The organism is Allocoleopsis sp., assembly GCF_036703385.1.
Classification (GTDB): Bacteria; Cyanobacteriota; Cyanobacteriia; order Cyanobacteriales; family Coleofasciculaceae; genus Allocoleopsis.
In genome coordinates, this window is record NZ_DATNPA010000674.1 from 1 (window position 1) to 23,872 (window position 23,872).

The 23,872-nt window shown below is 44.5% G+C and carries 23 protein-coding genes; 8 read left to right on the top strand and 15 right to left on the bottom strand.

Features of this window, described 5'->3' with window-relative positions; translation table 11 throughout:
• Nucleotides 1–127 precede the first annotated feature (127 nt).
• Both V6C93_RS31735 and V6C93_RS31740 read left to right on the top strand, forming a co-directional pair.
• Nucleotides 128–853, top strand: coding sequence for a DevA family ABC transporter ATP-binding protein (locus tag V6C93_RS31735; protein ID WP_333480671.1), 726 nt, complete (start codon nt 128–130; stop codon nt 851–853).
• 44 nt (nt 854–897) lie between these two features.
• Entirely contained in the window at nt 898–1,782 is an 885-nt protein-coding gene (locus tag V6C93_RS31740; protein ID WP_333480672.1) for a class I SAM-dependent methyltransferase, read from the top strand.
• Between the two features lie 371 nt (nt 1,783–2,153).
• Here V6C93_RS31740 and V6C93_RS31745 read toward each other — a convergent pair whose 3' ends face one another.
• Nucleotides 2,154–4,175, bottom strand: a complete 2,022-nt coding sequence (locus V6C93_RS31745; RefSeq protein ID WP_333480673.1) for a hypothetical protein — start codon at nt 4,173–4,175, stop codon at nt 2,154–2,156.
• A gap of 739 nt (nt 4,176–4,914) precedes the next feature.
• On the opposite strand from V6C93_RS31745, the gene V6C93_RS31750 reads away from it, so the two are divergent.
• Nucleotides 4,915–5,391, top strand: a complete 477-nt coding sequence (locus V6C93_RS31750; RefSeq protein WP_333480674.1) for a DUF732 domain-containing protein — start codon at nt 4,915–4,917, stop codon at nt 5,389–5,391.
• Nucleotides 5,392–5,413: 22 nt separating this feature from the next.
• Here the strand turns inward: V6C93_RS31750 and V6C93_RS31755 are convergent, their stop codons facing one another.
• From V6C93_RS31755 to V6C93_RS31785, 7 genes are all read right to left on the bottom strand, one after another.
• Entirely contained in the window at nt 5,414–7,438 is a 2,025-nt protein-coding gene (locus tag V6C93_RS31755; RefSeq protein ID WP_333480675.1) for a tetratricopeptide repeat protein, read from the bottom strand.
• A 365-nt stretch (nt 7,439–7,803) separates the two neighbouring features.
• Nucleotides 7,804–8,364: a GTP-binding protein gene (locus tag V6C93_RS31760; protein ID WP_349262895.1), complete on the bottom strand. Its 561-nt coding sequence runs from the start codon at nt 8,362–8,364 to the stop codon at nt 7,804–7,806.
• A gap of 241 nt (nt 8,365–8,605) precedes the next feature.
• Entirely contained in the window at nt 8,606–8,977 is a 372-nt protein-coding gene (locus V6C93_RS31765) for a roadblock/LC7 domain-containing protein (protein ID WP_333480677.1), read from the bottom strand.
• Between the two features lie 129 nt (nt 8,978–9,106).
• The gene (locus V6C93_RS31770; RefSeq protein WP_333480678.1) at nt 9,107–9,592 is read right to left on the bottom strand and encodes a hypothetical protein; all 486 of its coding nucleotides are present in this window, start codon (nt 9,590–9,592) and stop codon (nt 9,107–9,109) included.
• Nucleotides 9,593–10,552: 960 nt separating this feature from the next.
• A complete protein-coding gene (locus V6C93_RS31775) occupies nt 10,553–11,188 on the bottom strand; it encodes a GTP-binding protein (RefSeq protein WP_333480679.1) in 636 nt (211 codons plus the stop codon).
• A 204-nt stretch (nt 11,189–11,392) separates the two neighbouring features.
• Nucleotides 11,393–11,764: a roadblock/LC7 domain-containing protein gene (locus V6C93_RS31780; protein ID WP_333480680.1), complete on the bottom strand. Its 372-nt coding sequence runs from the start codon at nt 11,762–11,764 to the stop codon at nt 11,393–11,395.
• A 74-nt stretch (nt 11,765–11,838) separates the two neighbouring features.
• Nucleotides 11,839–12,393, bottom strand: coding sequence for a protoglobin domain-containing protein (locus V6C93_RS31785; RefSeq protein WP_333480681.1), 555 nt, complete (start codon nt 12,391–12,393; stop codon nt 11,839–11,841).
• Between the two features lie 801 nt (nt 12,394–13,194).
• On the opposite strand from V6C93_RS31785, the gene V6C93_RS31790 reads away from it, so the two are divergent.
• Nucleotides 13,195–13,965, top strand: a complete 771-nt coding sequence (locus tag V6C93_RS31790) for a DUF2259 domain-containing protein (RefSeq protein WP_333480682.1) — start codon at nt 13,195–13,197, stop codon at nt 13,963–13,965.
• Nucleotides 13,966–14,181: 216 nt separating this feature from the next.
• Here the strand turns inward: V6C93_RS31790 and V6C93_RS31795 are convergent, their stop codons facing one another.
• Both V6C93_RS31795 and V6C93_RS38570 read right to left on the bottom strand, forming a co-directional pair.
• The gene (locus tag V6C93_RS31795) at nt 14,182–14,403 is read right to left on the bottom strand and encodes a hypothetical protein (RefSeq protein WP_333480683.1); all 222 of its coding nucleotides are present in this window, start codon (nt 14,401–14,403) and stop codon (nt 14,182–14,184) included.
• A 27-nt stretch (nt 14,404–14,430) separates the two neighbouring features.
• Nucleotides 14,431–14,547: an NAD synthetase gene (locus V6C93_RS38570; protein ID WP_349262896.1), complete on the bottom strand. Its 117-nt coding sequence runs from the start codon at nt 14,545–14,547 to the stop codon at nt 14,431–14,433.
• A gap of 355 nt (nt 14,548–14,902) precedes the next feature.
• On the opposite strand from V6C93_RS38570, the gene V6C93_RS31800 reads away from it, so the two are divergent.
• The gene (locus V6C93_RS31800) at nt 14,903–15,046 is read left to right on the top strand and encodes a hypothetical protein (RefSeq protein ID WP_333480684.1); all 144 of its coding nucleotides are present in this window, start codon (nt 14,903–14,905) and stop codon (nt 15,044–15,046) included.
• A gap of 159 nt (nt 15,047–15,205) precedes the next feature.
• Here the strand turns inward: V6C93_RS31800 and V6C93_RS31805 are convergent, their stop codons facing one another.
• On the bottom strand, nt 15,206–16,342 hold the full coding sequence (locus tag V6C93_RS31805) for an acyl-CoA dehydrogenase family protein (protein ID WP_333480685.1): 1,137 nt from the start codon (nt 16,340–16,342) through the stop codon (nt 15,206–15,208).
• Between the two features lie 63 nt (nt 16,343–16,405).
• Nucleotides 16,406–16,741 carry a nucleoside triphosphate pyrophosphohydrolase gene (locus V6C93_RS31810; protein ID WP_333480686.1) on the bottom strand — a complete coding sequence of 112 codons (336 nt, stop codon included), beginning with the start codon at nt 16,739–16,741 and terminating at the stop codon, nt 16,406–16,408.
• Between the two features lie 681 nt (nt 16,742–17,422).
• Here V6C93_RS31810 and V6C93_RS31815 point away from each other — a divergent pair.
• Nucleotides 17,423–18,172 carry a glycosyltransferase gene (locus V6C93_RS31815; protein ID WP_333480687.1) on the top strand — a complete coding sequence of 250 codons (750 nt, stop codon included), beginning with the start codon at nt 17,423–17,425 and terminating at the stop codon, nt 18,170–18,172.
• Entirely contained in the window at nt 18,144–18,929 is a 786-nt protein-coding gene (locus V6C93_RS31820) for a polysaccharide deacetylase family protein (RefSeq protein WP_333480688.1), read from the top strand. Before V6C93_RS31815 ends, V6C93_RS31820 begins: the two co-directional genes overlap by 29 nt.
• An 83-nt stretch (nt 18,930–19,012) precedes the next feature.
• Here V6C93_RS31820 and V6C93_RS31825 read toward each other — a convergent pair whose 3' ends face one another.
• Entirely contained in the window at nt 19,013–19,855 is an 843-nt protein-coding gene (locus V6C93_RS31825) for a phosphate/phosphite/phosphonate ABC transporter substrate-binding protein (RefSeq protein WP_333480689.1), read from the bottom strand.
• Between the two features lie 131 nt (nt 19,856–19,986).
• On the opposite strand from V6C93_RS31825, the gene V6C93_RS31830 reads away from it, so the two are divergent.
• On the top strand, nt 19,987–20,892 hold the full coding sequence (locus V6C93_RS31830; protein ID WP_333480690.1) for a c-type heme family protein: 906 nt from the start codon (nt 19,987–19,989) through the stop codon (nt 20,890–20,892).
• A 103-nt stretch (nt 20,893–20,995) separates the two neighbouring features.
• On the opposite strand, the gene V6C93_RS31835 is transcribed toward V6C93_RS31830, so the two are convergent.
• Together V6C93_RS31835 and V6C93_RS31840 are read right to left on the bottom strand one after the other, a co-directional pair.
• A complete protein-coding gene (locus tag V6C93_RS31835; RefSeq protein WP_333480691.1) occupies nt 20,996–22,282 on the bottom strand; it encodes a serine/threonine-protein kinase in 1,287 nt (428 codons plus the stop codon).
• 198 nt (nt 22,283–22,480) lie between these two features.
• The gene (locus tag V6C93_RS31840) at nt 22,481–23,707 is read right to left on the bottom strand and encodes an RNA-guided endonuclease TnpB family protein (protein ID WP_333480692.1); all 1,227 of its coding nucleotides are present in this window, start codon (nt 23,705–23,707) and stop codon (nt 22,481–22,483) included.
• Nucleotides 23,708–23,872: the final 165 nt, after the last annotated feature.

Consider the following 23,872-nt stretch of genomic DNA (forward strand, 5'->3'; position numbering starts at 1 on the left):
TTACTTTAATTAAATAAACTTAATACAATATAGAAATAAATCCTCTTAAAAATCACGAAGTACCAAGATTTATCTCGATATGCACAAAATAACTCCAAAACACTCAAACCCCAACCTCAAAGAGCCTATGTCACCCCAGCCAGTCATCGCCATTAAAAATCTCAACCACTACTTTGGTCAGGGAAAATTACGCAAGCAAGCCTTGTTTGACATCAACCTAGAAATTTATCCCGGTGAAATCGTAATTATGACCGGGCCATCGGGTTCAGGAAAGACAACTCTGCTAACGATGGCAGGTGGTTTGCGATCGCCCCACGATGGTAGCCTCAAAGTGTTAGGACAAGAACTATGCGGAGCGACCCAGAATCAATTAGTGCAGGTGCGCCGTAACATAGGCTACATTTTCCAAGCGCACAACTTACTCAAAAGTTTGACGGCACAACAGAACGTGCAGATGTCGCTGGAACTCCATAGCCATATTCCGGTGAAAGAAATGCCAGCAAGAGCCGCTCAGATGCTGGAGGCAGTGGGCTTAGGGCACCGCATCAATTACTACCCAGAGGACTTATCTGGCGGACAAAAACAACGAGTTGCGATCGCACGAGCTCTAGTCAGCCATCCCAAATTAGTATTAGCAGATGAACCCACCGCCGCACTCGATAAGAAATCGGGTCGAGATGTGGTCGAACTGATGCAGCGTCTAGCCAAGGAACAAGGCTGCACCATTTTGATGGTGACTCACGACAATCGCATTCTGGATATTGCCGATCGCATCGTCCACATGGAAGATGGATGTTTAGCATCAGATTCTAGCTTAGAGCGATCGACCTCAGACCGATTAGCCGTTGCTTAAGCCAGTTCTACGTCCGATTACGAATCTCATGCCAGGAGAGCCTAATGCCGGAACACCCAGAAAAAAGCTTTGATTTAATCAGTCCAACAGCATTTGCTGTGACTTACTTCCGGCAGTTCAGCGACATTCCCTACGCTGTTGAGCTTTCTCAACTGGTAAATGCTCAAGCCTTCGTTGAGCAGTATCTTGGTCAAAATCTCGAAGGATGTCTCCCACTGCTGCTACAGGCTGAAGCCCGATACAAAGCCATCAACCAGCTGATAACTCAGTTTGGTTACACACAAATTATCGAACTGGCATCAGGGTTGCTACCGCGTGGGATGGTGATGTCTGAGAATCCCGATATCACCTTTGTCGAGAGTGACTTACCCGCTATGGTTGAACTGAAAAAAGAGTTGGTGAGTAAACTGATCGGCAATCGTCCCAATCTCCACTTTAGAGCGATCGATGCTACCCACATCCCCAGCGAATTTCCCCTTCACGCTGACTACTTACGGGAAGATTGCCCAGTCACAATTCTGTGTGAAGGGCTTCTATCATACTTAACGTTTCCTGAAAAAGAGCGAGTGTGCGCGAATATCCGGGATGTACTGTCCCGCTACGGAGGGGTTTGGATTACTCCCGACCTCACCACCAAGCAGCAGTACAATATGCGACAGACTAACCCAGCGATCAAAAAAGCATTTCAAGAGATTGCTAACGCTACAGGCAGATCCATGTACGATAACAGCTTTAATGATATGGCTTACGCCAGACAATTTTTTCGGGAACAGGGATTCTGCATCGAAGAACACAGCATGGTTGAAGTGATAGACGAACTGACTTGCTTGGCAAAATTCAAAATCAACCTTAGTGCTGTCAAGCATTTCCTCGCCGCGATGCCTGTCTTTGCACTCACGCTTAATCGTAAGGGCACGATATTAAGCTGAATGGCACTGCTGACTTAGAAACTTTCCTCGCTCACCAACCAACCCTTGTGCAGGGGGTCTCTAGGTAGGTACTCCGTCCCCCAGTGGGGGGTTTGGGGGGAGCCCCCCCAATCTGGGTTTTTCTCAAAAAACGACTACTTCTTGCTTAAGTCAGTGCCATTCATATTAAGCTGATGTGCCTTCAAGTTGCATAAGTAGATTGCCCAAAAGACACGGAGACGGGGAGACGCGGTGATGCAAATTAAATGACGATTAGCTTATGAACGCCCTACCAAAATTTGTCGGGTGGGTTAAGCAGACGCATAACCCACCACATTTTTCCGGATGCTACGTTACGCTGTCGCTAAAATAGCCTACGAACAATCGAGCTCCTAAAATTGACCAGGATCGTCATCCAGCGCTAGCAAGAAGTTAACCAAATCGGTTTGCTGCGCCGGATCGTCTACATAGAAATTGTGACCCGTACCATCGAGGCGACTTCGCACTAAGGGTGGATATGCCTTATTAACAGCAATCACTTGGGCACGCAGTTTACTATCAACTAAAGCCCGTAAGCTGCTGGCACTCTCAGCAGGTATCCCTTGGCTGAGCGTACCCGCCAATCCTAAGCCCTTGGGGTCAAGCACTGTAATACCATTAGCCGTAGCCTGAATCGCTCCTGCCCTCACGGCTACCCCACCATCGTGTAAATAAGGCGCACTGAGATACAGTCCCCGTAAGGGTAAGGTCTTGTAGCCACCATCTGGTAAGAGACCATTGGGTAAAGTGGTTGGGGTGGCAGAAATGCCTTCAGTTGGCAAGTCTATGACTTGGGCGTTAGCCGGAATGGGTACGGGAGTATTGAAGGTGTAGAGCTTCGGTGATACCAGCAAATCGTTCAGAGCAACGCGAGACTCACCGCGAGCTGGGTTAGCACCAATTTCACTATTGGGGTGAGTCTTGTTGTCAGTGAAGAAGGGTGGAATGTGGCAAGTTATACACCCCGCTTGCTCAAAAACTTGGGCACCACGCTTGACAGAACCATTAGCCAGTGCTTGCTGGTTTTCAGGGCTTTTATTGGGTGGTGGCACAAGGCTACTTTCCCAAGCAGATATAGCATTCATGCCGAATAAGAACGGTCCCTTGGCGCGATCGAGGCTATTGGTGTTAGGGCTCAACACAAGACCGTTGTAGGTGAAAAGGCTGGGTTTAAGCGAAGGATAGACCCCTGTGCCAGGAGCGGGAATTTGGTCTTCTAGTTCTGCCTGCGTGGGGTTCGGCGCAACTTGGCGCAGCCATTGTGAGGGTTTGACAGGTGCCCCCTTGGGTAAACGAAGCGTCGGATCTGCCGCATTCTGGAGGACAGTTCCTAGATAAACTTCCGGATCGATTCCGATGGTTTGAGCACTAATTTGAGCTCCCGCTAGCAGGTTGATTTCAGAGGAGTAGACTGAATTGGTTTGTGCTGTGAGTCCACCGAAAGGGCCGACTGCAAACTGACCATCAAACAAGAAAGGGCGAGTCTTAAACGTAAAATTAGTGGGAATTTGAGTGGTGTTGTTGATGGCATCGGGGGAACTCTCAAAGTTACCAAAGGGCACATCAAGTACAGCATCATCAAAAGCCGCCTCAAACTTTTGGGGGTCGGGCAATTCGACGATCTGACCTGTGCTATCGATGATTTTTTTGCCATTGCCCTTGTATTTGGGGTCAAGCGGATTGAATTCCAAGCGAGCAAAACCTGCTGCTGAATTGGGTGCTAAAGCGATCAGAAAGGGAATGGCTAAGTCTCCGTTGGGTACTCCCTTCAGGCGTTGACCCGTCGGAGATACAACCACATGACATATTGCACAGCTCAGGTCACCAGTGAGCTTCAATCCCACCGGTAAAAGCGCTCCCTTTTCCACATCAAGACCCGTGGGAAAGACAGTTCCCTTGGGAAATGTCCGACTACCTATCGTGACATCTTTTTGCAGAGTAATTTGCAAGTTACTGGTTGGTTTACCCTGTAAGTCAATCATTGCCTTGGTAATCTCTGGCACAAGGCGAGCTACACCTACTCCAAAACCAAATACCCTCTGCAAGCCAAATGCATCGCCAATCTTGCGGTTGAAGAAGAGATCCTCACCGCGAGCCAGTAATTGCTCAGTAATTTGGACGGCTCCAATCCGTTGATACGAAACCGGATCTTGGGGGTTAAGTCCCTTATCTTGGACCAGTTGAGCAGCTTGTTGCGGGGTGAGAGATTCTCCAAAGTAGTCGTAGTTCCCTAGCTGTTGCTTGGGGGCTGGTTGGAGTATCGCTTCAGTGGCTAGCGTTACCTGCGGTTGAAGCAAAATATTCGAGAGAACAACCGCAGCTAAACTAGATATAACAATTAGGATGAACAGGAAAATCCTTTGACGCCAATGCATATATGCTCCCTAAAGATTGGTATGTAGAAAAGTGTTAATTTTCTCAGTCAGCTATTGCGCCGCTCACTGACATGCATTTGAGTTACATTTTTTTAAGTCAGGCATAATTACTCATTAATATGTTAAAAGCAAAAAATCGAACGTTAGGCTTCCTATGCCAAGTTAAAAATATTAGCCTTTTTTGGTTTGAGTAGAGGATAACGGTCGTTCCTTCCTCTTAAATTTCGCTTCTTCTCTTTTATCCATCTTTATTTATACCCATGAACGCAGGGATTATTTCGTCCTCCAACAGAGATGGCTAAACGCCTTTCTAGAAAAGAGTTCCGCTTCTATGAATCTTGCTCGAATGCCTAACAACTAAGCATCAATAAAACACTAACCACAGCCTAGAAATAGAAGAATGGCAGATTTTCTCAGACTTAGCATAGGCATCTATTACTAGATAGAGGACTCAGCTATTTCAAGAGATAAGGGTTTATGAAGTTAAAGACAGCTCAGCCAATAACATTTTTGCGGAATAACAGACTGAGCGGTTGCTAGTTTTTCAGAAATTTTCCTTTCTAACAAACTGATAGGTGGAAGTATAGCCTGGGGTGATGGCTGACAGAAGTGATAGCTACAATTCTTTAACAATTCCCAGAGAAAAATTTGTTATAGGTAATGGGTAATGGGTTCAGCAATGACAGATGACCCATTACCCAAATTCTGGTAAGAAACGGACTTACTCGAGTTCAGGCTTATGAAAGGTACTGTTATCCTGTATACGATCGCCTTCTTTCTCGCGACTCTCCGACCTGGAGTAGCGATCGCGCAAAGTTCACCGCCGCAAGCTGATAGCCTGCAACAAGAACCTGATACTCCCTGTTATTTACGTCAGGCTGACGGCACGGTTATAGACCTTTCGTCTTGGTGCGTCAAGACTCCTCCAACGGTGCTTTCTCCTAGCGGTTCATTTGTCTCTAATTTCCGATCGCTGGCGAAGAATTATCCGCCTAACGTGAGGGAACAACTGAACCAATATACTGAAAAGCAAAGGGATAGTGCGATCGCTTCCGCAAAAACAACCTGCCGCGTACTCAGATATGGCGGAACGGGAGCCGAGTTAACCCGCAGACGAGCCCTAGCCGCTTCTAACTCATCCTCTACTGAGGTAGCTAAACAGCAAATCATCTACTCCTTAGCAATTAATCAGTACTGTCCTGAATTTGCGAACTGACGTTGGTACTTGGTACCTACCCCTAAGTTCTGCGAAACCACTGGAAAGCATTCCTTGCTAACTCTAACGGACTCCAGAGCTTCACACCCGTTTGGCCAGACGTTTGTGCGCTACCCTGACTTATTTCGCTCACGGGATTCGACTTCTGGATTAACTCAAGCCACTCAGCTACCCGTTCAAACTTGGGCAAGTTTGGGGGCAGTTTGGTGAGAGCTTCCTGCCACAGCACGCCTGCCTCCGCTTCTTGGCTTTGTTTGAGATAAAAAATCCCCATATTGGCAAGCGTTTGAGCTTCTCCGTAACGGTCTCCCAACTCACTGAAGAGCACCCGACTTTGCTGGTAAAATTCACTCGCCTTCTCCCAGTCGTCCTGCTGGCAGTAGACATTAGCCAGATTTCCCATTGTTTTCGCCAGTCCCAGGCGGTCTTCTAACTCGCCAAAGATGGCTATGCTTTGCTCATAGCTTTCGCGAGCCGTCTCCCAGGCACTGTGCAAAGCGTATACGTTGCCCAGATTCGTTAGGGTCTGAGCTTCTCCTGGACGATCGCTCAGTTTGCGACTCGCTTCCAACGCCAACAAGTGGGTGCGTTCCCAATCAGCGTAATCCGCATAAATATTAAAAAAGTTAACTAAGTTGCTGGCTAGTGGGACGATAATATCCCATGCCTCGGCTTGGTAAGCCCACTCGATCGCAGCCAATAGGTTCATCCGCTCTAGCTGGAACCAGTTCAAGGCTCCTAAAAACCAACTCTGCTCTGCGGCTTCTAGGGATTGGTGTTTGCCTTCAATTAGGGCTTGGGCTAAAGAGTGACGAGTCTCCGGCTTGAGTGCCAGGTTGACAATCTCCGACGTTTCCATGTAGCAGCGAGCCGCCCTGAGACGAGCCGCCTGACGCGCTTCCGTAGGCTCTTCGATCGCTAATTGCTCTTTAGCAAAGAGGCGAACCAAATCATGGAGACAGTAGCGCCCAACACTTGCTGGCTCCAGCAGTTGCAAATCGACTAGATATTTGACAAACTGCTCGGCGGTGACTGGCTCAAATTCTAACAGGGCAGCGGCTATGGTTGGCGAAAAGTTTTGCCCCCTGAGTAGCCCTAGTAAGCGGAAGAGACGGGCAGAGATTTCATCCAGTTGCTTGAAGCTAGAAGCAAAACTAGCTCGGACATCTTGATGACTTAAGCGCTGTTGAGCGATGCGCTGCTGCTCTTGAGTCAGATCAAGCACGTAGTCTTCCAGCCGCCACTGAGGATGATTTCGGATCGTACCACCCGTGAGCCGAATTCCTAGGGGAGAGCGACCGCAAAGGTGGATGATCTGTTGAGCCGCTTCTGGTTCAGCCTGAGTCCGTTCTACCCCAATCAATCTCTGGAATAGTTCCAGCGCCTCCGGTTCTGGGAGTACGTCTAAGTCGAGTAAAGTCGCTTCCTCCAGTGCAGCAAGGCGTTTGCGACTCGTGACTAGAACCGCACAGGACGAGCTATCCGGTAACAAAGGACGAATCTGGACTGAGTCGTGAGCATTGTCTAAGACGACCAAGACTCGTTTGCCAGCCAAGAAGGAACAATAAAGTTGCGATCGCTCCGTCAGCTCGTCAGGCATCGATGGGTCATCCATACCCCAAGCCCGCAAAAAACCAGCCAACACGTCCAGCGGAGCTAGGGGTTGGCTTTCGGTTCCGCGCAGGTTGACATAAAGCTGAGCATCTGGGAAATCCTGTTTCAACTGATGGGCGACATGGATCGCCAGAGCAGATTTCCCTACGCCTGCCATGCCTGTAATCGCTGTAATCCCAACATGGGATGCGCTAGCCTCCTGCGCTGCCTCTCCACTGGGCGTTGCTGTAGTGAGCAACGCGATCGCACGCTCTAGTTCTTCCTGGCGACCTGTAAAATCCGGTAGATCGGCAGGCAGCTGATGCAGAGGATCGGACGTAAAGCGGGCTAAGTTTTCCTGAAAAATCTGCGTAACTTTGTTGGAGTCACGAACGACAGAAGTTTGCACAATGGCGTGAAAGTGCAGTTCGTACCTTAGTCTATCCTCAACCATTTCTTGCTCCCGTAGCTTGTTGCCACAGTTATCAACACCCGTACTGAGTCACCCTGAAACAGCTCCAAAGTCTGAAGTGTGAAGTATGAAGTATAAACTATGAACTATGAAAACAAGCAAGGCTTGAAACTATTCAATGTAAAAGTGAGCATTTGCGTCAGTATGCTGCTTTGCCGCGAAGCGTTAGCGCACTGGAATGAAGCCGAGCCGCAAACACTCACCACGTCATCATAATTACGGATTACGGGTGTTGAATACCCATTTAAACAGAGGATGCGACAGATCATAGATTGAAACCATTGCCTTTAGAAGGCTTGTGCCATCCAAAATCTAAAATCCTTGCATCCACAATGGTATAAGCTTCTTCAGGGGCTATGGGATAATTTCACATCACTCCCTGCAATCACAAGACCCATTAAAACAACCAACCCTTCGAGGACAGAGGTGCGATCATTAGGATTCATATTCACAGCAGGGGGGCGAGTCTTATCATGAATGTCATAGCCCAGATTCGTCAGAATCTCCTCTGGAAGCAACGCTCCTGGACAATCCATGTGAGTCAGACCAATAACCATTGGTATTTCAACTCGCTCGTTAATAAATGAAATAATTTCACGAGCGTAACTGAAATCATTGGGTCGATTGGCTGCTACTAAGAGAATATAGCAGTGAGCATTTTGAATTAAAAGGTCCCACATGAAATCAAAGCGAGCCTGACCAGGAGTACCGTAGAGATGCAAATCCATGCTGGGACTCAGCACAAGTCTGCCAAAGTCTAAGGCAACGGTGGTTTCTGCCTTCAATAAGGCAGTTTCATCAGTCGCAGTACGGTCTGTGTCTACAACTTCAATTTCACTCAGTGTCCGTACCAGCGTAGACTTTCCAGCGCCTACAGTCCCGGCTACAACTAAACGCATGGTTTTCATTAGTTTTGGCTCCGCAAAAACTTACCCAACATTGGGGAGTGAAAGCTCCGTCGGGATTGGAAGATTGCACGCTTGATAGATTAATTCCTCTATGTTTAGGGAAGTTCCCGATGCTTCTACTCCTATACGCTTCTGAGCCTAAGTTGATATTAAACAACAAGGCTCAACAGATGTAAGTAAATGCCTCCTGCAAGAATGAATGGATTAAGCAGGAGGCATCGTCTACAACACAGAATCTGACTTACATCACAAGCAGCTTCAGTTCACTGAGAGCACGCTTAATTTCTAACATCAAGACTCCCTGCTTTGCGGCTTTTCCGGCAAGGACGATAAACACCGCTTCTTCACCACATTTGGTCAGAATGCTAAAGCCTTCACTTCCCTCTACATAGATGCGGTCAATATCACCTCTAGCCAGTTCTTTACCAATGCGCTCACCTAAAGAGAGCATGGCAGCAGACATGGCTGAAACTCGTTCATCATCCATCCCTCCGGGTAAGCTTGAAGCCAGGGGTAACCCATCAGGAGTAACCAATGCTGAGCCTTGAACGTCAGCGGTCGTCGTCACAAAGTTTTGCAGGACGTGACCGATTTTTTGAGAGTTAATCGCCATTGTGGGATTCCTGATTTAAGTTTATAAAGTATATTTCGGCAAATTTTTGATTTTTCTGGCCCCTAAAATTTGTCTAAAATCAGGGCCAGTTTGGACTTACGTCAAAGGAAGTTGTTAGGAAGTTTCTGTTTAACCTAGAACTGTATACTCTAGGACATCATGGCTACCCCCACGCAAAACTGACTCTGTATGCTGTCCCCGTAAGCGCTTACCTAAAAACCCTTCTAAAAATCCCTGAATCGCGCCTAAAGTAAAAGTACACTGCCGTGTGGAACCCTCTTCTTCACCGGCTGAACAAACAGTTTCGCGAGTATAAACTTTGTAGACTTCTCCGTCTTGGATAACCTTGTCTACAACGCACAAACGAGTGCCGTCTTTGCCTAGGGCATACTGGAGTTTTTCTGCGACTTCAGGCAAAGACATGTCTTCACCTTTTTTAGTTACACCTAGCTCTTCAGCTAACTTTTTACCGCGTTGACGACCCGCTGAAATTAATGCGATCGCAGCGGCTTTGTCTCCAAGGGCTTCTTCTACACCAACAACGACTGCCTTGAAACAGACGACACTGCTGAGCTCACCGAGTTCTTGACGTAATGCATTTTGAGCAAGTGACATAATCTTGATTTCCTGCGATTTCCGTGGACAGGTTTAAAGAAGTACTAAGTCCTAAATGTTCAGGTTACTTAGTATTTACATAAATACACCCTTTGGTTTTACTTAGTCTCTATTTTGTTTGTAAGATAGTATTACTTACTCGCAAAATTTACGTTATCCGGTAAAAACTTTTAAGTCTGTTTTCCAAATTGACTTTGTTATTTATACCCTGAGTACAGAAAAAACTAATGCAGCTTTTGAGACACTTCGTTGTCTTGTTTTTTCCGCAATACTAGGTAAAAATTGTCTTTGCAATCCAGATATTTATCTTGAAAGCTGGAATGGTCAACTAAAGTATCAGACTCTTTCTCTCTTCTTTAGCGGGAGGAGAAATCTATCTCCTTGATCCAGTTCTAACAAAAAAACAGAGTAATGTGTATATCTCTTCTTAAAGAAAGCATTAATTTTAAGCTAATTATTTGAAATTGTAATAAAGCATAAAAATATTTTTTAGACCCTTTTTGGCTATGAATAAAATAATCTGAATTCATAGAACCAAAGATGACCTAATCTTTCTTTTTGATCATTAAAAAGTCAACAAATCAATAGATATCTGGTGTGATGGTATAAAGACCACACAAAATTCATAGGATATTCCCGTTTTTGACCAAAAGATCGAATTCTTGGAATTTCACCTAATAGGATTTACTGCACCCTAGAATACAGTACACTGCCTTTTGTACGTAAGTAAGAACTGCTTACTTCCCCCTTCTATTTAGCCATCGATGCCCCGTCCACTTTTAAGCAACGAAGCAAATCTGTACATCTACATCATCAGCGAGCCAAATCTCCTCTAGAGATTTTTGATTGTGATGAACGTTGGATGACTTTAAATCTCATCATTTTTGAGGAGTTTGTATCCGCTACCCGATCCACCTGGATATTTAAACTTTGCTGACTTTAAAACGTGATTCGCCGTTTTTAGCGCCCGCGTGAGAAGTTCGGCAGGGGAAATTGATAGGGACTCTTCGCTTTAGGCTGAGTTGATGGACTGGCTTCTCCTTTGTTTGTAGATTGAGGGATATTATACTGAGCCACAAGCAGAGCCATCGACGCCATGACCGCTTCCGCGACTGAACCTCGCTCAGTGGGGTTAATTTGTAGGACTGGTGGACGGTTTTTATCATTCATAAAGCCCAATCGGCTCATTATCTCATTTGCGCTACAGGCTCCCGGACAATCACTATGAGTAATGCCAATCAGCATCGGGATTTGTACTCGCTGATTCATAAACAGAAGAATCTGACGAGCGTAGTGAAAATCGTTGGGTCGATGCGCTGCCACTAAGAGAATATAGGTGTGAGCTCTCTGAATTAAAAAATCCCACATGAAATTAAAGCGAGATTGACCCGGTGTGCCGTAGATTTGGACTTCTACGGTGGAACCGAATACAAATCGACCATAGTCGAAGGCAACGGTAGTTTTTGGCTTCAATAGCGCTGTTTGATCAGTGGCACTACGGTCTGTATCTACGACTTCAATGTCACTAATTGTCCGTACAAAGGTAGACTTTCCTGCCCCTGGAGTTCCTGCTACGACTAAACGTAATGTTTTCATTGGATTGAGCCCCAAAAAGTAATCGAGATTTAGGAATTAAGTTGAGAAATTGTATCAAAACAAAACTAAATGAAAGCTCTGCTATCCTGATTAAGTCGATCTGGTAAAACAACGATAATTCACCAGCTGCGATACCACGCTTCCTGCTCAATTCGATTGAAGGATAAGGGAAGCGTGTTGTACTTGGGAGGATAAAACAACCGACTACGATAGTGCTGGTTTGAGTTCGGAGATTGCACGTTTAATTTCTAACATCAAAACCCCCTGCTTGGCAGCTTTCCCGGCAAGGACAAGAAATACCGCATCCTCACCACAACTGGTCAAAATGCTAAAGCCTTCGTCTCCTTCAACATAGATGCGATCGATATCACCTCTGACGAGTTCTTGACCAATACGCTCACCCAAGGAGAGCATAGCAGCAGACATCGCTGAAACCCGTTCATCATCCATCCCTCCGGGTAAGCTTGACGCCAGCGGTAACCCATCAGGAGTGACCATTGCTGCTCCCTGAACATCGGCAGTTTGGGAGACAAAGTTTTGGAGAATATTTCCTAATTTGTGAGAATTGATAGCCATTTTTGTGTTCCTACTCTAATTTTCAATCATGAGAGGTGGTCAATTTATTGTATTTTTCACTGACCCAAATAGATTTACATAGAACCTGCACCAGTTGCGATTAAACGTCTAAATAGACCTTCAGTCCAGCCAGTTTCTTTGAGTACAGCAGCAGAACTAACTTCTACGTAAGCTTGTTCAATAAACGCTAAATCAATCATGCAAATTCGCCCTAAAGCATCCCGCAATTCTTCGGCTTTTCCATCTGCTTTCATTTGTTGACCAACTTCATTTACTACGGTGGCCATTGCTGGAACAACATGTTGAGGGCTAATTCCAATTTGCACATGCACGAGACCAATCCGCCAACGACGATCAGCATAGGCACTTCCCCAGTCATCCATACCAGTAAACATTTCATCAAACCATTGAATGAATGTTTCCTGTAGGCGATGCATACGTCCTTCTTTGGCATTCATAATGCCCTTCATTTCTGCATCACGACCCAAGTAATCATAGAAATGTTCCGCCATTTTAGGGGCTATGGCTTTTCCCCACTCAGCGTGAGATTTTAGAATCGCTTTATCTTCGCTGCTAAAGTTAACACGCTTCTCCATCGTGGTCATGAATACAGGGGAGTCTAATGTCATATTTTTCTCATTATTTGACCTGAATTTAAAGGCATCTACTTTTTAGTTCTAACAGTTTTATCGGATTGTGTGTGCTTGTTTGGGGAGAATTATGTATATTTTAAATGTAAATTTATTTGCATATATTAATCAGTAAAATATTTGAAAAAATAAATTTTATTTTTGTAACGATCAATATCAATGGGCTACTTTTAAGGTGAATTTAAAAGGTTATAATGACTGGCTAATCTAGATGTTTATAGCATTGTAAGTACTTTTCACTAAAAGTGAGGCGAAAACATTTATTTTTATTAAGATATTTATTAATTAAACAAAAGGTTAGTTATGTCTTCTTCATTAGATTGAAATTCTAGACTTTCTTAATACCTTTAAGGATAGAAAAAATATTTTTTAGTATCACTTTATGGGGATGCTATATGACCCTGAGAAAAGTCTATTCACTAAACTTTTCAGGCGTTACCGATTAAATCCGGATAGCCGGGTCAGTAAAGTAGATTAAAAATACCGATATTTAGCTCAAGTGAATGGACAAAAGGCTATCCACTTGTAGTTTTGTAAAAATTAACAACATTTGAGTTGTTTATATCGTTTGGAAGCAAGATCAACAGCAAGGGCTCCATTCAGCATAATTCCAATAGCATTCGGTACGTTGCTTCAACTCTCTGGCTGGCTTGTTGGGTTAAACGTTAGTGAAACCCAAGCCACTTGATTGCTGCTTGCTGCCACTGACATACTCCAAAGGCTAAGGCACTCTAGAAACTGATTGTTAAAAGGTCTGAAATGGGAAGGATGAAGGGAAAAGTGCAAAAATCTTCTCATCCTTTACAGGACTTGATTCCGAATATGAAACGTTTTTCCTTTGTCTCATCGTCGATGGTTGCTGCTGCTATTCTCCTGCTTGGCTCACAGAGCTTAGCTGCAAGCTTGAGAGCCTCTAGACGTATGTCTGGCTTCTCTCCAGATAGCCGCTACTATCTCTATCTGGAAAGTTTTAGCAACTTTGTTACAGAAGTGCCAACAGCACAAATCCAAATTGTCGAGGTGGGAACAAACTCCTGCGTGAGGAATGGCTGCCTCAAAACCGAATATGACAACTCAGCCTCAACTTTAACGACTAAAGCAGCGGGAGATGACTTACTCAAAAAGACTGGACCACTTAGGTATGATTTGCAGCTCACTCTATTGAAAGTCGGAATCCGACTGCCAATGATTTATCGCAAACCAAACCCCGATGGTAGCGAGATGTATAAATTTTTGATTAATGATCCAAAGCAGCCATTGCAGATTACTTTACAACAAAAGTATATTCCTGCTGTTGAAGCTGGAGGTTCTTTTGGTACAGAGCGGGCTTCGATGCAGCTTGTGGTTAATTACAACTATCGTCAACTTACCATCGGAGACTTAAACAATTACCGCGAGGCAGTACAGAAATATTCAATTAGAGAAGTCCGTTTATCCCCAAATCGACGTAACGCTGTAGTTCTGATCGATATGACACAACCGACTTATGAGGGAGTGGTGCACACAACATTGGTGCAGACTTTCCCAATTGAGATGCGGCGTACTCAATGAAGGGTGCTGTATGGCAGATTCGTCATATCCTTGTCATGCCTATGCCATATCAGCCTGTTATGCTGCCCGATAGCTGGCAATTAGTCCGCTAGGCAGTTTAATTGACAAAAAGCACTAGATGCTCTCTTGAGTGAATGCAGGAGGGCATTTTTTCTGCTCTGTGCATTGCCTCCGGGTAAATGGCTTCCGGATAATTGGAGAACACTCGCATCCGCTCTACAAAACAATGGTTAAAGGGGAATCGGGAGTAGGGAATGGGGTAGGTAACAGTAAGGGGATTTTTACCCCACCTGAAACCAGCCACTCAAGATTGGGGGCTTGTACCCTTCTTAAATCGGATTTCTGATCAGAAGAATCGGCAACAGCTCGTTCCAGGCTAACGCCTCGCAACGCTTTCGCTATTCCCGATTCCCTACTTTCTACTCCCCTTTTGGTCAAACGCTCTCCTGAGAAGCGCCTCTGGCTTTATTTATCTTTCTCTCCAAATGCAAATATCCCTTTGAATAGCATGAGCAGACCGCCAATTAATACAGCCAGGGCTACCCCACCTGCTATTAAATCCATTAGGTTTGTTGTTTCCATTCGTGTTTTCTGAACGTCTCCTATCCTTTAAATACACAGATGTTGTTTTCCTTCAAAATATCTTTGTGAATAACATTCATTCTAGTGCGAGGTTGAGATAGATGATGTGCGCGATCGCAACAGTGGTAGCCCAAAGAGCTAATCCCATCCTTCAGCCCAGCTAACCAACCAATACTAAGCTAAAAAGAGCGATCGCACTCTCACCTCATCAATTGAGTGCATCCCAGAGGATGCTTGGGATTCACCCGCTCTGTTCTTCCCTTAGTAGGATGTGCTCAACAGGAGAAATGAGTGTTTGAGGTGGCTCAACGAGAAAGTAAGGTTAAAGATATAGCAAATTATCAGGGAGCAACTTATGGACATACCGAAATGTCACCGATGTGGAGCCAATTTGGTTCAAATCAAACTCACAGAAGATTCGGAAGTAGGGTGGTATTGTGTCGGATGTGACGCTGATATAATTGCGGAAGCAGAAGAAGCACCCACTAAAATCGAGTAAATCGCTGTTACCGACTTCTGGGCTTTCCTTAACCACTTCCAACCCCTGCTACGAGGCATAGACTGCAAAAAAAAGCCCCTCTGCAAAAAACAGGGGGGCTTTAGCCTGGACTTTGAAGGATTTATCACTAACTTTCTCTATCTCTAGAGCTAATACCACTTATGCAGAACCTTCTGAAACCACCAACCGAGCGAGAGTCGCTTCCATGACAGCAGTGGTTTGACCGGAAACCGTAAATACCAATGCCTCTCGATACACTCGCTGTGCCGCATGATATCGGTAATTCGCCGCACCGCTAGAAACCGTAACTGCTGCACTCGCACAGCGTTGTGCCAGGTTAATCGCCCACGATCGCAGTTGCAGCCGTTCTTCCCACGTCTGGGAGTCAGGTGGCAGCGCCTGCATCATGGCAGACTGACAACGGGTAAGTTCTTCGTTAAGAGACTCAAACGCTTGCTTAATGAAGGATAGTTGCTTAGTTTGGTAAGCTGCTTCTACAATATCGAGTCCCGCTCTGGCACACCCCAAGGAATAAAAACCGTGATGCAGAACATTCTTTTTATCGTTCTCGTGAATAGCCCCTATCGGTTTGACAAAGACGACACGCTTTTGGGGTAAGAACCAATAAGTGAGCGTTGCAGTGACGGTATTGGTTGAAGACATGGCTCCCATTTGCATAGGTTCACTAAAGGCAATGGTTCCCCCAGTCTCTTGTACTGTTTCCACAAACGGCACAACCCCATAAATCGCCCGACCATCCGGAAGGGCTGCACCCACAATAAAATCTTGAAAGAAGCCAAAACCCGTTACCCAAGGCACCTTTCCTCCGAGGTGATACCCGCCTTCTACGGGAATAGCTTTGATAATAGGGTCACCTGGGCGGCGCAGATGGGAAAAGCCGATACCGACCAATATCTGACCTTTACTCATATAGGGCAAATATTGCTGTTTTAAAGCTTCATTTTCGCTGTTGGTGAAAAATCCTGCTGCGCTCTGGTGTTGAGTTTGCAGAAAATTCAAAGCGCCAGAGTAACGGGGGACTAGCTGTTGGAAGCGGCGATAGGTTACTTCACTAACTCCAGCACCTCCCCAGACTTTGGGAACCCGTAGCGCCAGTAAGGAGCGATCGCCCATTCCCTGAAGCGCCTGTTTCAACGCCTCTGGATTGTCATCAATCTCTGAGGCCACAGGCGCGACGGACTCCCGAAGATAGGACTCAGCGAGTTCTAGTAGTGCTTGCGGATAATTGCGATCGCAATCATCCGCAACACCCTGATTTTCTGCGGTCAATGACATCTGAATATACCGTTTTGCCTTTTCCTTACCGATCAAGACACAGCCGTGCCCTACCCCTACAGGCTATATTTTTTCCGAAGACTCAGTCCATAACAACCGAATACGTTGCTCAAAACCTCCCCGTTCCATTCGCTTGCGTCGTTGTTCCTTGACAAAAGCTTCGCGTTCAATCCCGTACACCGTTAAGAGTGCATCAACCACCTCTTGCAAGTCGGCTAACTCACTGACTAAATTTTCCGGACTGGCAGCCGCTGCTTCTTGTGCTTCTTCCAGAAGTTTCTCTCGTAACGCTTGCCTCAACTCCGCCTCAGACATCGTTTCCACTTCGCACTGATTCCCCGCTTGGCGAATAATTTCCGGAATATCATCCCGCACGAGCTTGTTGTGTTCTTGGCGCATTTATTTATAGTACGACGCTAGATCAAAACTGATTACCACTATGCAACAGGCACGGCAAAGGAATAAGCCAGAAGGATGAAACCAATACCCACAAAGGCAGAGACAATAAGTGGGAGTAACTGGGAGAACAGATAAGGGTTGAAGATTCCAAGCATGGGCAACGCTCAAGACTTAAGTAGAGATTATCAGTTCATGTTGTTCTTGAAAACGGCTCAAAACCTCCCTCTCTTGTCCCAAATCCGGCGGCGGTTGGCTATTCCCATTGGCATGAGTATATTTACGCATCATAAGATAAGTTGAAGCCTACATGCCAATTTATACCCAGTTGCATTCTATACGTAGCACATTCATTTTCTGGAGCGTCTCCGTGTCCCCTCGACCCTAACGGCAAAGATCATAAGGGAAGCAAGTGAGCGTCCCTAGACTCCACTTTGTTAAAGTCTAGGGAGTGTCAATCTAGTACCGTATGCGATCGCTGACCCAAGCGGCTACTCCACCTAAAATCGCTTTATTCTTTTGTTATCTCCTTTAAACGTCTAGTTTCTCGTCTTTTTTCTTTCTTTCTCATTAAAGGATTGATTGTACTGCCAGTACAGTGTATTCTAGAGCAAAAAAATAAATTCTTTTAATTAACTAATTAACGCATTCATTGTTTAGTAATGTATATGGAGGCAATAATATATGGTTAAGGCATCAATTATTTTACCTGTTTATAATGAATCAAAGTATATTGGTTCTACATTTGAATCTGTCTTAGAATACTCCATGAATTACCCTTGCTATCAGTTTATTTTTGTAAATGATGGCTCTACAGATGGAAGTCAATATATATTAAAAAAATACATAGACGACGCAGAAAGCAATCAAATAGAGCTAATTTCTTATGATCAAAATAAAGGTAAAGGGTATGCTATAAAAAAAGGCGTAGAATCGAGTATTGGAGATTATATTTGCTTTATAGATAGTGATTTAGCTTATTCTCTAACCCATCTAGAATTTCTAGTTGATAAATTAGAAATATTTGATGTAGTCATTGGTTGCAGGAATCTAATTTTTGATAATTTTAAGCGGGTCAGTTTGATTAGGCTTTTCGCTGGAAAAACGTTTAATTTTATGACTCAAAGCATCTTATCGCTACACTTTAGTGATATGCAAGCAGGACTAAAAGGATTTAAAAGAGATATCGCGAAAAACTTATTTGAAAAGCAAACTATACAAAGATTTTGCTTTGATGTTGAACTCATTTACTTAGCCCAAAAGAGAGGATATAAAATTGGTGAGATTCCAGCTATTGTCTCCAACACTCATTTAGCAAAAGTCTCAAAAGTCAATTTATTGATAGATTCTATCAGGATGTTGCAGAGCCTACTTCAAATCAAAATCAATGATAGTCTAGGTTTATATGAAGAAGTCTGTACTGTTAAGTTTTGATATCGAAGAATTTGATATACCCGAAGAATATGGACAAATCATTGATAAAAAAACTCAGTTTGAGGTGTCTTTACAAGGATTAAAATCAATTCTTCCGCTTCTGGAAAAGTTAGAGATAAGAGTAACGTTTTTTGTTACAGCTAATTTTGCTATTCATCACGAAGAAATTATCCGAGAAATTTCCCAGAAGCATGAAATTGCTTCTCATGGTTTCTACCATGCGTCATTCAGTTTGGAAGATTTAGAAAAATCAAGAAAAACATTAGAACAAATAACCAATAAAAGTGTTATTGGATTTAGAATGGCTCGGCTTAGGGAGGTTGATGATAGAGAAATCCGTAAAGCAGGTTATAAGTATAACTCTTCAATGAACCCTACTTATATTCCAGGTAGATATAATAATTTTTTCAAAAAAAGAACAGCCTATTACTCAAACAAAGTGTTCAATATCCCGGTTTCGGTAACACCTAGAATTCGATTTCCCCTATTTTGGCTGAGCTTTAAAAACTTTCCTTTATTTTGGATTCAGTTCGCTTCTCAGATTACCCTGGAAAACGATTCTTACCTTTGTATATATTTTCATCCTTGGGAGTTTACAGATATTAATAAATTCCAACTACCCGGTTTTATTAAAAAACGCTCTGGACGTGAAATGGTTGAGCGATTAGAAAAGTATTTGATATCGCTCAAAACACAAGGAGATTTTATTACTTTTTCAGAATTTGCTAATTCGTATCTCTTAGAAGCCCCCAGGTAGCAGCGAAGGGCTAACGTCCTCGTATGAGTTCCGGTGCTTCCCCTGCTCTACCTTCTAGTTTCCTAGGAGAAGGCTGCTGTCTGTTATTTATGGAGATAGGCAGGCTTGTCTTTCGTCCTTTCCGCGATGGGTCTAACTTTTGCGATTATTTCCATTAATGGTTTATAATCAGGAACCTTGGTGTTGGGTAAGTATCCAACTGCTGCGATCGCATCGGGGGAAGCAGAGGCTAGCACCTGACGAATTCGCTCTTGTTGGTATAGTTCTACCGTTGGCCCTACGATAATCGCACCTGGAGGAACCGAATTAGTGTGAAGAACACGGTATTTCGTCTGCGGAAAGTCTTGGCGGTAACGTTCAAACTCAGCTAAAGATAAAGCCCCTGCCGCTACTTCTTTCTTGTCAATCCATTCAAGAACTGTTTTTGGTGTGGGCGCAATCCGTACTTCGGTTAGAGTAAGACCATAGAGATTGTAAAGAGGTAGATAATAGCCCGTAGCTGAACCTGGTTGACCTAACGCGATCGCTTTGCGCTTAAGGTCAGTTAATTTTTTAAAAGGGCTTTCCTCGCGCACCACAATTAGCGATCGCGTGTTTGTCACTCCTTCTAGAGGAAAAATTGGCGAATACTGCTCCTCGAAAATAGCGATCGCCGCTAAGCCAGGAGGTGCAAAGACTAAAGACCAATTTCTCCGCTTAATCTGTTCAAGCGCCTTGATTTCGTTATAGGCAGGTTCTAACTCTATAATCATCTTGAGTTTAGCCTCTAAGTACTGAACAAGCGGGGAGTATTGCTCAATCGATTGATCGCCTCCACCGTAACTGACAACCCCGATGCTCAATTTCTCTAGCTTGGAACTTTCGGTTGTTTTACAAGCTGTCAGGAGGACTAGCAGCTGCCACAGGAATAGACGGCGTGAAAACATAGTTAAAGAATAAAGGAATTTAGCCTTGAAGCTTTTACTGTATAACAGAGCAAGCAGGTAGTCATTTTACTATCGATTGAGTAAAATCTTGGATTTAAAAATCCTCAAATTATCTTTATAAGGAGGTTCAGATGTTCAAAAATCTCAAATTAGGTACCAAACTCAATTTACTTTTGCTTCTGATTTTCTTAGGTGTAGTTGGAACCAGTGGCTTAGCTCTATCTAAAATTCTAGGAGATAATGCTAAAGAAAAAGTAGCTTCCCAAGCTTTTCTTCTGCTTGAAACAATGAGTTCTGTCCGTGACTATACAGCGACTCAAGTTAATCCTGAATTAGCTCCTCGTTTAGAAAGGGAAGACTGGTTTATCCCTCAAACTGTACCAGCCTACTCAGCGCGTGAAGTTTTCGAGAAATTACGTAAACGTGAGCAATACAGTAACTTCTTTTATAAAGAAGCGACGTTGAATCCAACGAACCCACGAGATAAAACCGATTCCTTTGAAAGCTCTATTGTTGAAAAGTTTCGCAATCAATCAGCACTGAAAGAAGTAACGGGATTTCGTTCTCTTCCGAGTGGAGAACTCTTTTATGTGGCTCGTCCTCTTGTGATTTCTGAGCAAAGCTGTCTGCGTTGCCACAGTACTCCTGAACAGGCTCCTAAAAGCCAACTGGCTACTTACGGGCGTGATAACGGTTTTGGCTGGAAACTCAATGAAATTATTGGTGCAAGAATCATATCGGTACCTTCCAGCGCAGTGTTTAATGAAGCTCGGCGTTTACAAATTTTGGTGATTGGCAGTCTGAGTGTTTTCTTTCTACTAGCCATGATTATTATTAATCTATTTCTCAAATTTGCGGTTACTAAACCCCTGAAGCGGATGGCTCAGTTGTCGAAACAAGTCAGTACTGGCGACATGAAGGGAGAGTTTGAACATTCATCCCATGATGAAATTGGTATATTGGCGGCCTCTCTGAATCGGATGAAAGTGAGCTTAGAAATGGCGATGAATATGTTGAATACAGAAATACAAGAGTGATAAGCTATTCCACATTTAAATTACATAGTCGGGACGGGCAAGATGCCCATCCTACAAGATTTTTGTCAACAGCACTAGTGCAAACTCGAGGCGGAGCAGCTTATCAAAGTAAGCGCTGCTGAAACTCTTGGGCATGTTTCGGGTTGGGAATTTTTTTAGCGAGTGCCTCTACAAATTTTTCTGGCGAAACTCCAGAATTTTGAGCTAGTGTGCGCTGGCAGATAATTGCAGCAATTGGACCAATGTACTCCGCAAGTTCCTGCTGGCAACGACGGATAAAATTGGGATCGAGAGGGCGTGGTGCTGGAGCTGGTGTCGTGGGAGCTGATGAGTTGCCCGGATTGGCTGGCGGCGTCGGTGCCAGGGAGGTTTCCGATAATGGATTTATGGGCGGCTTTGGGGGAGAGGGTGATACAGGTCTGTGTGGCCTCAGTTCCTCGGTTGATTGTGGGCCAGGAGCGACAGGGAGCGTTTTTGGGGAAGAGAGATGGGGTATATAGGTATCGCTGCTAATCTGTTGGAGTTGCTGTAAAATCTCCTTAGCGGTTTGAGGACGCTGATGGGGGAAACGTGCCATCATGCGCTCAAGGAGCTCTGCGAATTGGGGGGAAGCATAGGGAGCGGCGTCACGCCAGTTCAGCTCATCGGCATAGGAGTCATACAATTTACCAGGGTCTTTGCCACTAAGTAGATAAACAAAAGTGCGTCCCAAGGCAAAAAAATCTGATTGGGGCACAGCTTGTCCGTTGAGTTGCTCTGGTGGAGTATAACCGGCTGAAATCACCCCCGTAACTTCACCTGTGGCTTGTTTGGTCACGTAGGTTTGTGTTACTTCCCGTGCCGTACCAAAATCAATTAAAACTAGATGACCATCGGCTCGAAGCATAATGTTGGATGGCTTGATATCCCGATGGAAAAAGTTTTGACTGTGTACCTCCTCTAGAATCGTGACCAGCTGGATCAGCCATTGACGTGCTAATTTATGATCGATAGGATTGCCCCGTTGTCGGATATATTGCTCTAAATTCAACCCTTCAATCTTTTCCATGACCAAACAGTGCAATGGCTCTGATCTGTTTCGAGCGAGGAAAACGAAGTAGGCGTTGGGTTCTACTTGAGGAATACCAGGATGCTTGAGTCGCCCCAGGACTTGAGCTTCTCGCTGGAAGAGTTCGACATACTTGGGATGATTATTCGTCAGAACTTTGAGGACTTTAGGGGGGCCAGAGCGATCGCTCACTTCATAGGTTTTGCCAAAGCCACCACTTCCCAGCTGGCGCGTCACTCGATAGCGACCATCCAGCAATAACTCTGAGCTACAGTTCTGACAGAACAGCTGGGTGTCGCGATTGTCGATGTTTGAGCAGCTAGGATTAATGCAAAGGCTCATCCGAGTTAACAGGTAGTGAACTAGAGCATTTTGGGGTCTTCCTCTATGGCTTTGCCTCCCCAACTCTTTTTACCAAGAGCGATCGCTTCTTCGGGATAAGAACAATCTCTTTCCCTGAACATGGGGCAAGGTAGAAACTCACTCTAACAATCCTATGGTAGTGGATTGCTCATCGGGGAGTTGATGGGTGTGAACTACCTACAGTGACGCTTCGCGTACACAGTAGGCTTCCTGCCCAACAGAAAGCGTAGTAGTAGATTTCTTCCGTCCTCTATTACTGCGGCTTACATCTGGGCGACAGGCTTTATCCCCCGTTCCAGAGGTCAAAATTCGTAGTCCTTCGTCTCGAAGGTTAATAGCTGCGTTGATATCTCTGTCGTGCTTGGTTTGGCAATTTTCACAAGTCCAATGCCTTACATTTAGTGGTAGACTACCCACTTGATTAAGACATACATGACAAGTTTTAGAACTGGGGAAAAATCTATCAACTTCTTGATAAACCTTCCCTTCTCCCTCAGCCTTATATTTGAGCATGGTACAAAACATTCCCCAACCAACCTGATGAATAGCTTTAGCTAGGCAGTGATTTTGCATCATTCCTTTAACATTGAGATTTTCCACTACAATAACTTGGTTTTCGTTGACTATCCTACGAGATAGCTTGTGCAGAAAATCTTCTCTTCGAGACGCTACGCGAACACGACAGTTTGTAATTTTTCTATGAACTCTAGCAACTTTTTTTCTTGCCTTATGGCGGTTGTTAGAGCCTTTTTGTTTCCTAGAAAGCTGCTGCTGTTTGAGCTTTAAAGTTTTTTCGCGTAACTTGAGTATACGAGGGTTTTCAAACTTAGAGCCATCGCTAGTTACAGCAAAATGAGTCAGCTCCAAATCAATGCCTATTGCCTTTCCATCTGTACTTGATTGTGGCTTTCGAGAACCATCATCAAATAGAATAGCCGCAAAGTACTGATTAGAGCAGTTCTTGGAAATAGTTACAGTCTTAACTTTGCCCTCAATGGTTTTATGAATGGTTGCCGATACATCACCTATCTTAGGAATTGTTAGATGCTTATCTGCAACTTTAACGTTTTGAGGGTACTGAATTGACTGCTTACCGTGCTTTGATTTGAAGTTAGGGTATTTCGCCCTTCCTTCAAAGAAGTTATTGAAGGCTACTCCCAGATTCAAGCAAGTTTGCTGTAAGCACTGGGAATAAGTCAGGGTCAACCAGTCATGCTCTTTCTTTAACTGTGGAATTAACTTCTTAACGTCATAGCCTGACAGTCCTTTGCCTGTCTCTTTGTACGTCTGGTTCATCAAGTTCAGACAATAATTCCACAGCCAACGGCAGTTACCAAAGGATTGTTCTAGTGACTGCTGTTGCCGTGGATTGGGATAAAGTCTGACCTTAACGACTTTGATCATTTAGAGTGAATCTGATTTGCTATAAATAAATCTAGCATCATTTGGTCAACGGAGGTACAGAGTTGACCTGCGATTCATCCCACACTGCCCTAGGCTAACGCCTCGCTTCGCTAACGGATCAGATGTGGGGCTTCTCGCGATTTAAGCTAAAAGTAGAATACTCTG

What these genes read in the sequence shown, in the direction of transcription:
- V6C93_RS31770 (WP_333480678.1), bottom strand. Translation starts at nt 9,592, where the DNA reads ATGTCACTTGCTCAAAATGCATTACGTCAAGAACTCGGTGAGCTCAGC.
- V6C93_RS31775 (WP_333480679.1), bottom strand. Translation starts at nt 11,188, where the DNA reads ATGAAAACATTACGTTTAGTCGTAGCAGGAACTCCAGGGGCAGGAAAG.
- V6C93_RS31740 (WP_333480672.1), top strand. Translation starts at nt 898, where the DNA reads ATGCCGGAACACCCAGAAAAAAGCTTTGATTTAATCAGTCCAACAGCA.
- V6C93_RS31840 (WP_333480692.1), bottom strand. Translation starts at nt 23,707, where the DNA reads ATGATCAAAGTCGTTAAGGTCAGACTTTATCCCAATCCACGGCAACAG.
- V6C93_RS31830 (WP_333480690.1), top strand. Translation starts at nt 19,987, where the DNA reads ATGTTCAAAAATCTCAAATTAGGTACCAAACTCAATTTACTTTTGCTT.
- V6C93_RS31765 (WP_333480677.1), bottom strand. Translation starts at nt 8,977, where the DNA reads ATGGCGATTAACTCTCAAAAAATCGGTCACGTCCTGCAAAACTTTGTG.
- V6C93_RS31785 (WP_333480681.1), bottom strand. Translation starts at nt 12,393, where the DNA reads ATGACATTAGACTCCCCTGTATTCATGACCACGATGGAGAAGCGTGTT.
- V6C93_RS31780 (WP_333480680.1), bottom strand. Translation starts at nt 11,764, where the DNA reads ATGGCTATCAATTCTCACAAATTAGGAAATATTCTCCAAAACTTTGTC.
- V6C93_RS31825 (WP_333480689.1), bottom strand. Translation starts at nt 19,855, where the DNA reads ATGTTTTCACGCCGTCTATTCCTGTGGCAGCTGCTAGTCCTCCTGACA.
- V6C93_RS31735 (WP_333480671.1), top strand. Translation starts at nt 128, where the DNA reads ATGTCACCCCAGCCAGTCATCGCCATTAAAAATCTCAACCACTACTTT.
- V6C93_RS31755 (WP_333480675.1), bottom strand. Translation starts at nt 7,438, where the DNA reads ATGGTTGAGGATAGACTAAGGTACGAACTGCACTTTCACGCCATTGTG.
- V6C93_RS31805 (WP_333480685.1), bottom strand. Translation starts at nt 16,342, where the DNA reads ATGTCATTGACCGCAGAAAATCAGGGTGTTGCGGATGATTGCGATCGC.
- V6C93_RS31835 (WP_333480691.1), bottom strand. Translation starts at nt 22,282, where the DNA reads ATGAGCCTTTGCATTAATCCTAGCTGCTCAAACATCGACAATCGCGAC.
- V6C93_RS31750 (WP_333480674.1), top strand. Translation starts at nt 4,915, where the DNA reads ATGAAAGGTACTGTTATCCTGTATACGATCGCCTTCTTTCTCGCGACT.
- V6C93_RS31820 (WP_333480688.1), top strand. Translation starts at nt 18,144, where the DNA reads ATGAAGAAGTCTGTACTGTTAAGTTTTGATATCGAAGAATTTGATATA.
- V6C93_RS31815 (WP_333480687.1), top strand. Translation starts at nt 17,423, where the DNA reads ATGGTTAAGGCATCAATTATTTTACCTGTTTATAATGAATCAAAGTAT.
- V6C93_RS31760 (WP_349262895.1), bottom strand. Translation starts at nt 8,364, where the DNA reads ATGAAAACCATGCGTTTAGTTGTAGCCGGGACTGTAGGCGCTGGAAAG.
- V6C93_RS31810 (WP_333480686.1), bottom strand. Translation starts at nt 16,741, where the DNA reads ATGCGCCAAGAACACAACAAGCTCGTGCGGGATGATATTCCGGAAATT.
- V6C93_RS31800 (WP_333480684.1), top strand. Translation starts at nt 14,903, where the DNA reads ATGGACATACCGAAATGTCACCGATGTGGAGCCAATTTGGTTCAAATC.
- V6C93_RS38570 (WP_349262896.1), bottom strand. Translation starts at nt 14,547, where the DNA reads ATGGAAACAACAAACCTAATGGATTTAATAGCAGGTGGGGTAGCCCTG.
- V6C93_RS31745 (WP_333480673.1), bottom strand. Translation starts at nt 4,175, where the DNA reads ATGCATTGGCGTCAAAGGATTTTCCTGTTCATCCTAATTGTTATATCT.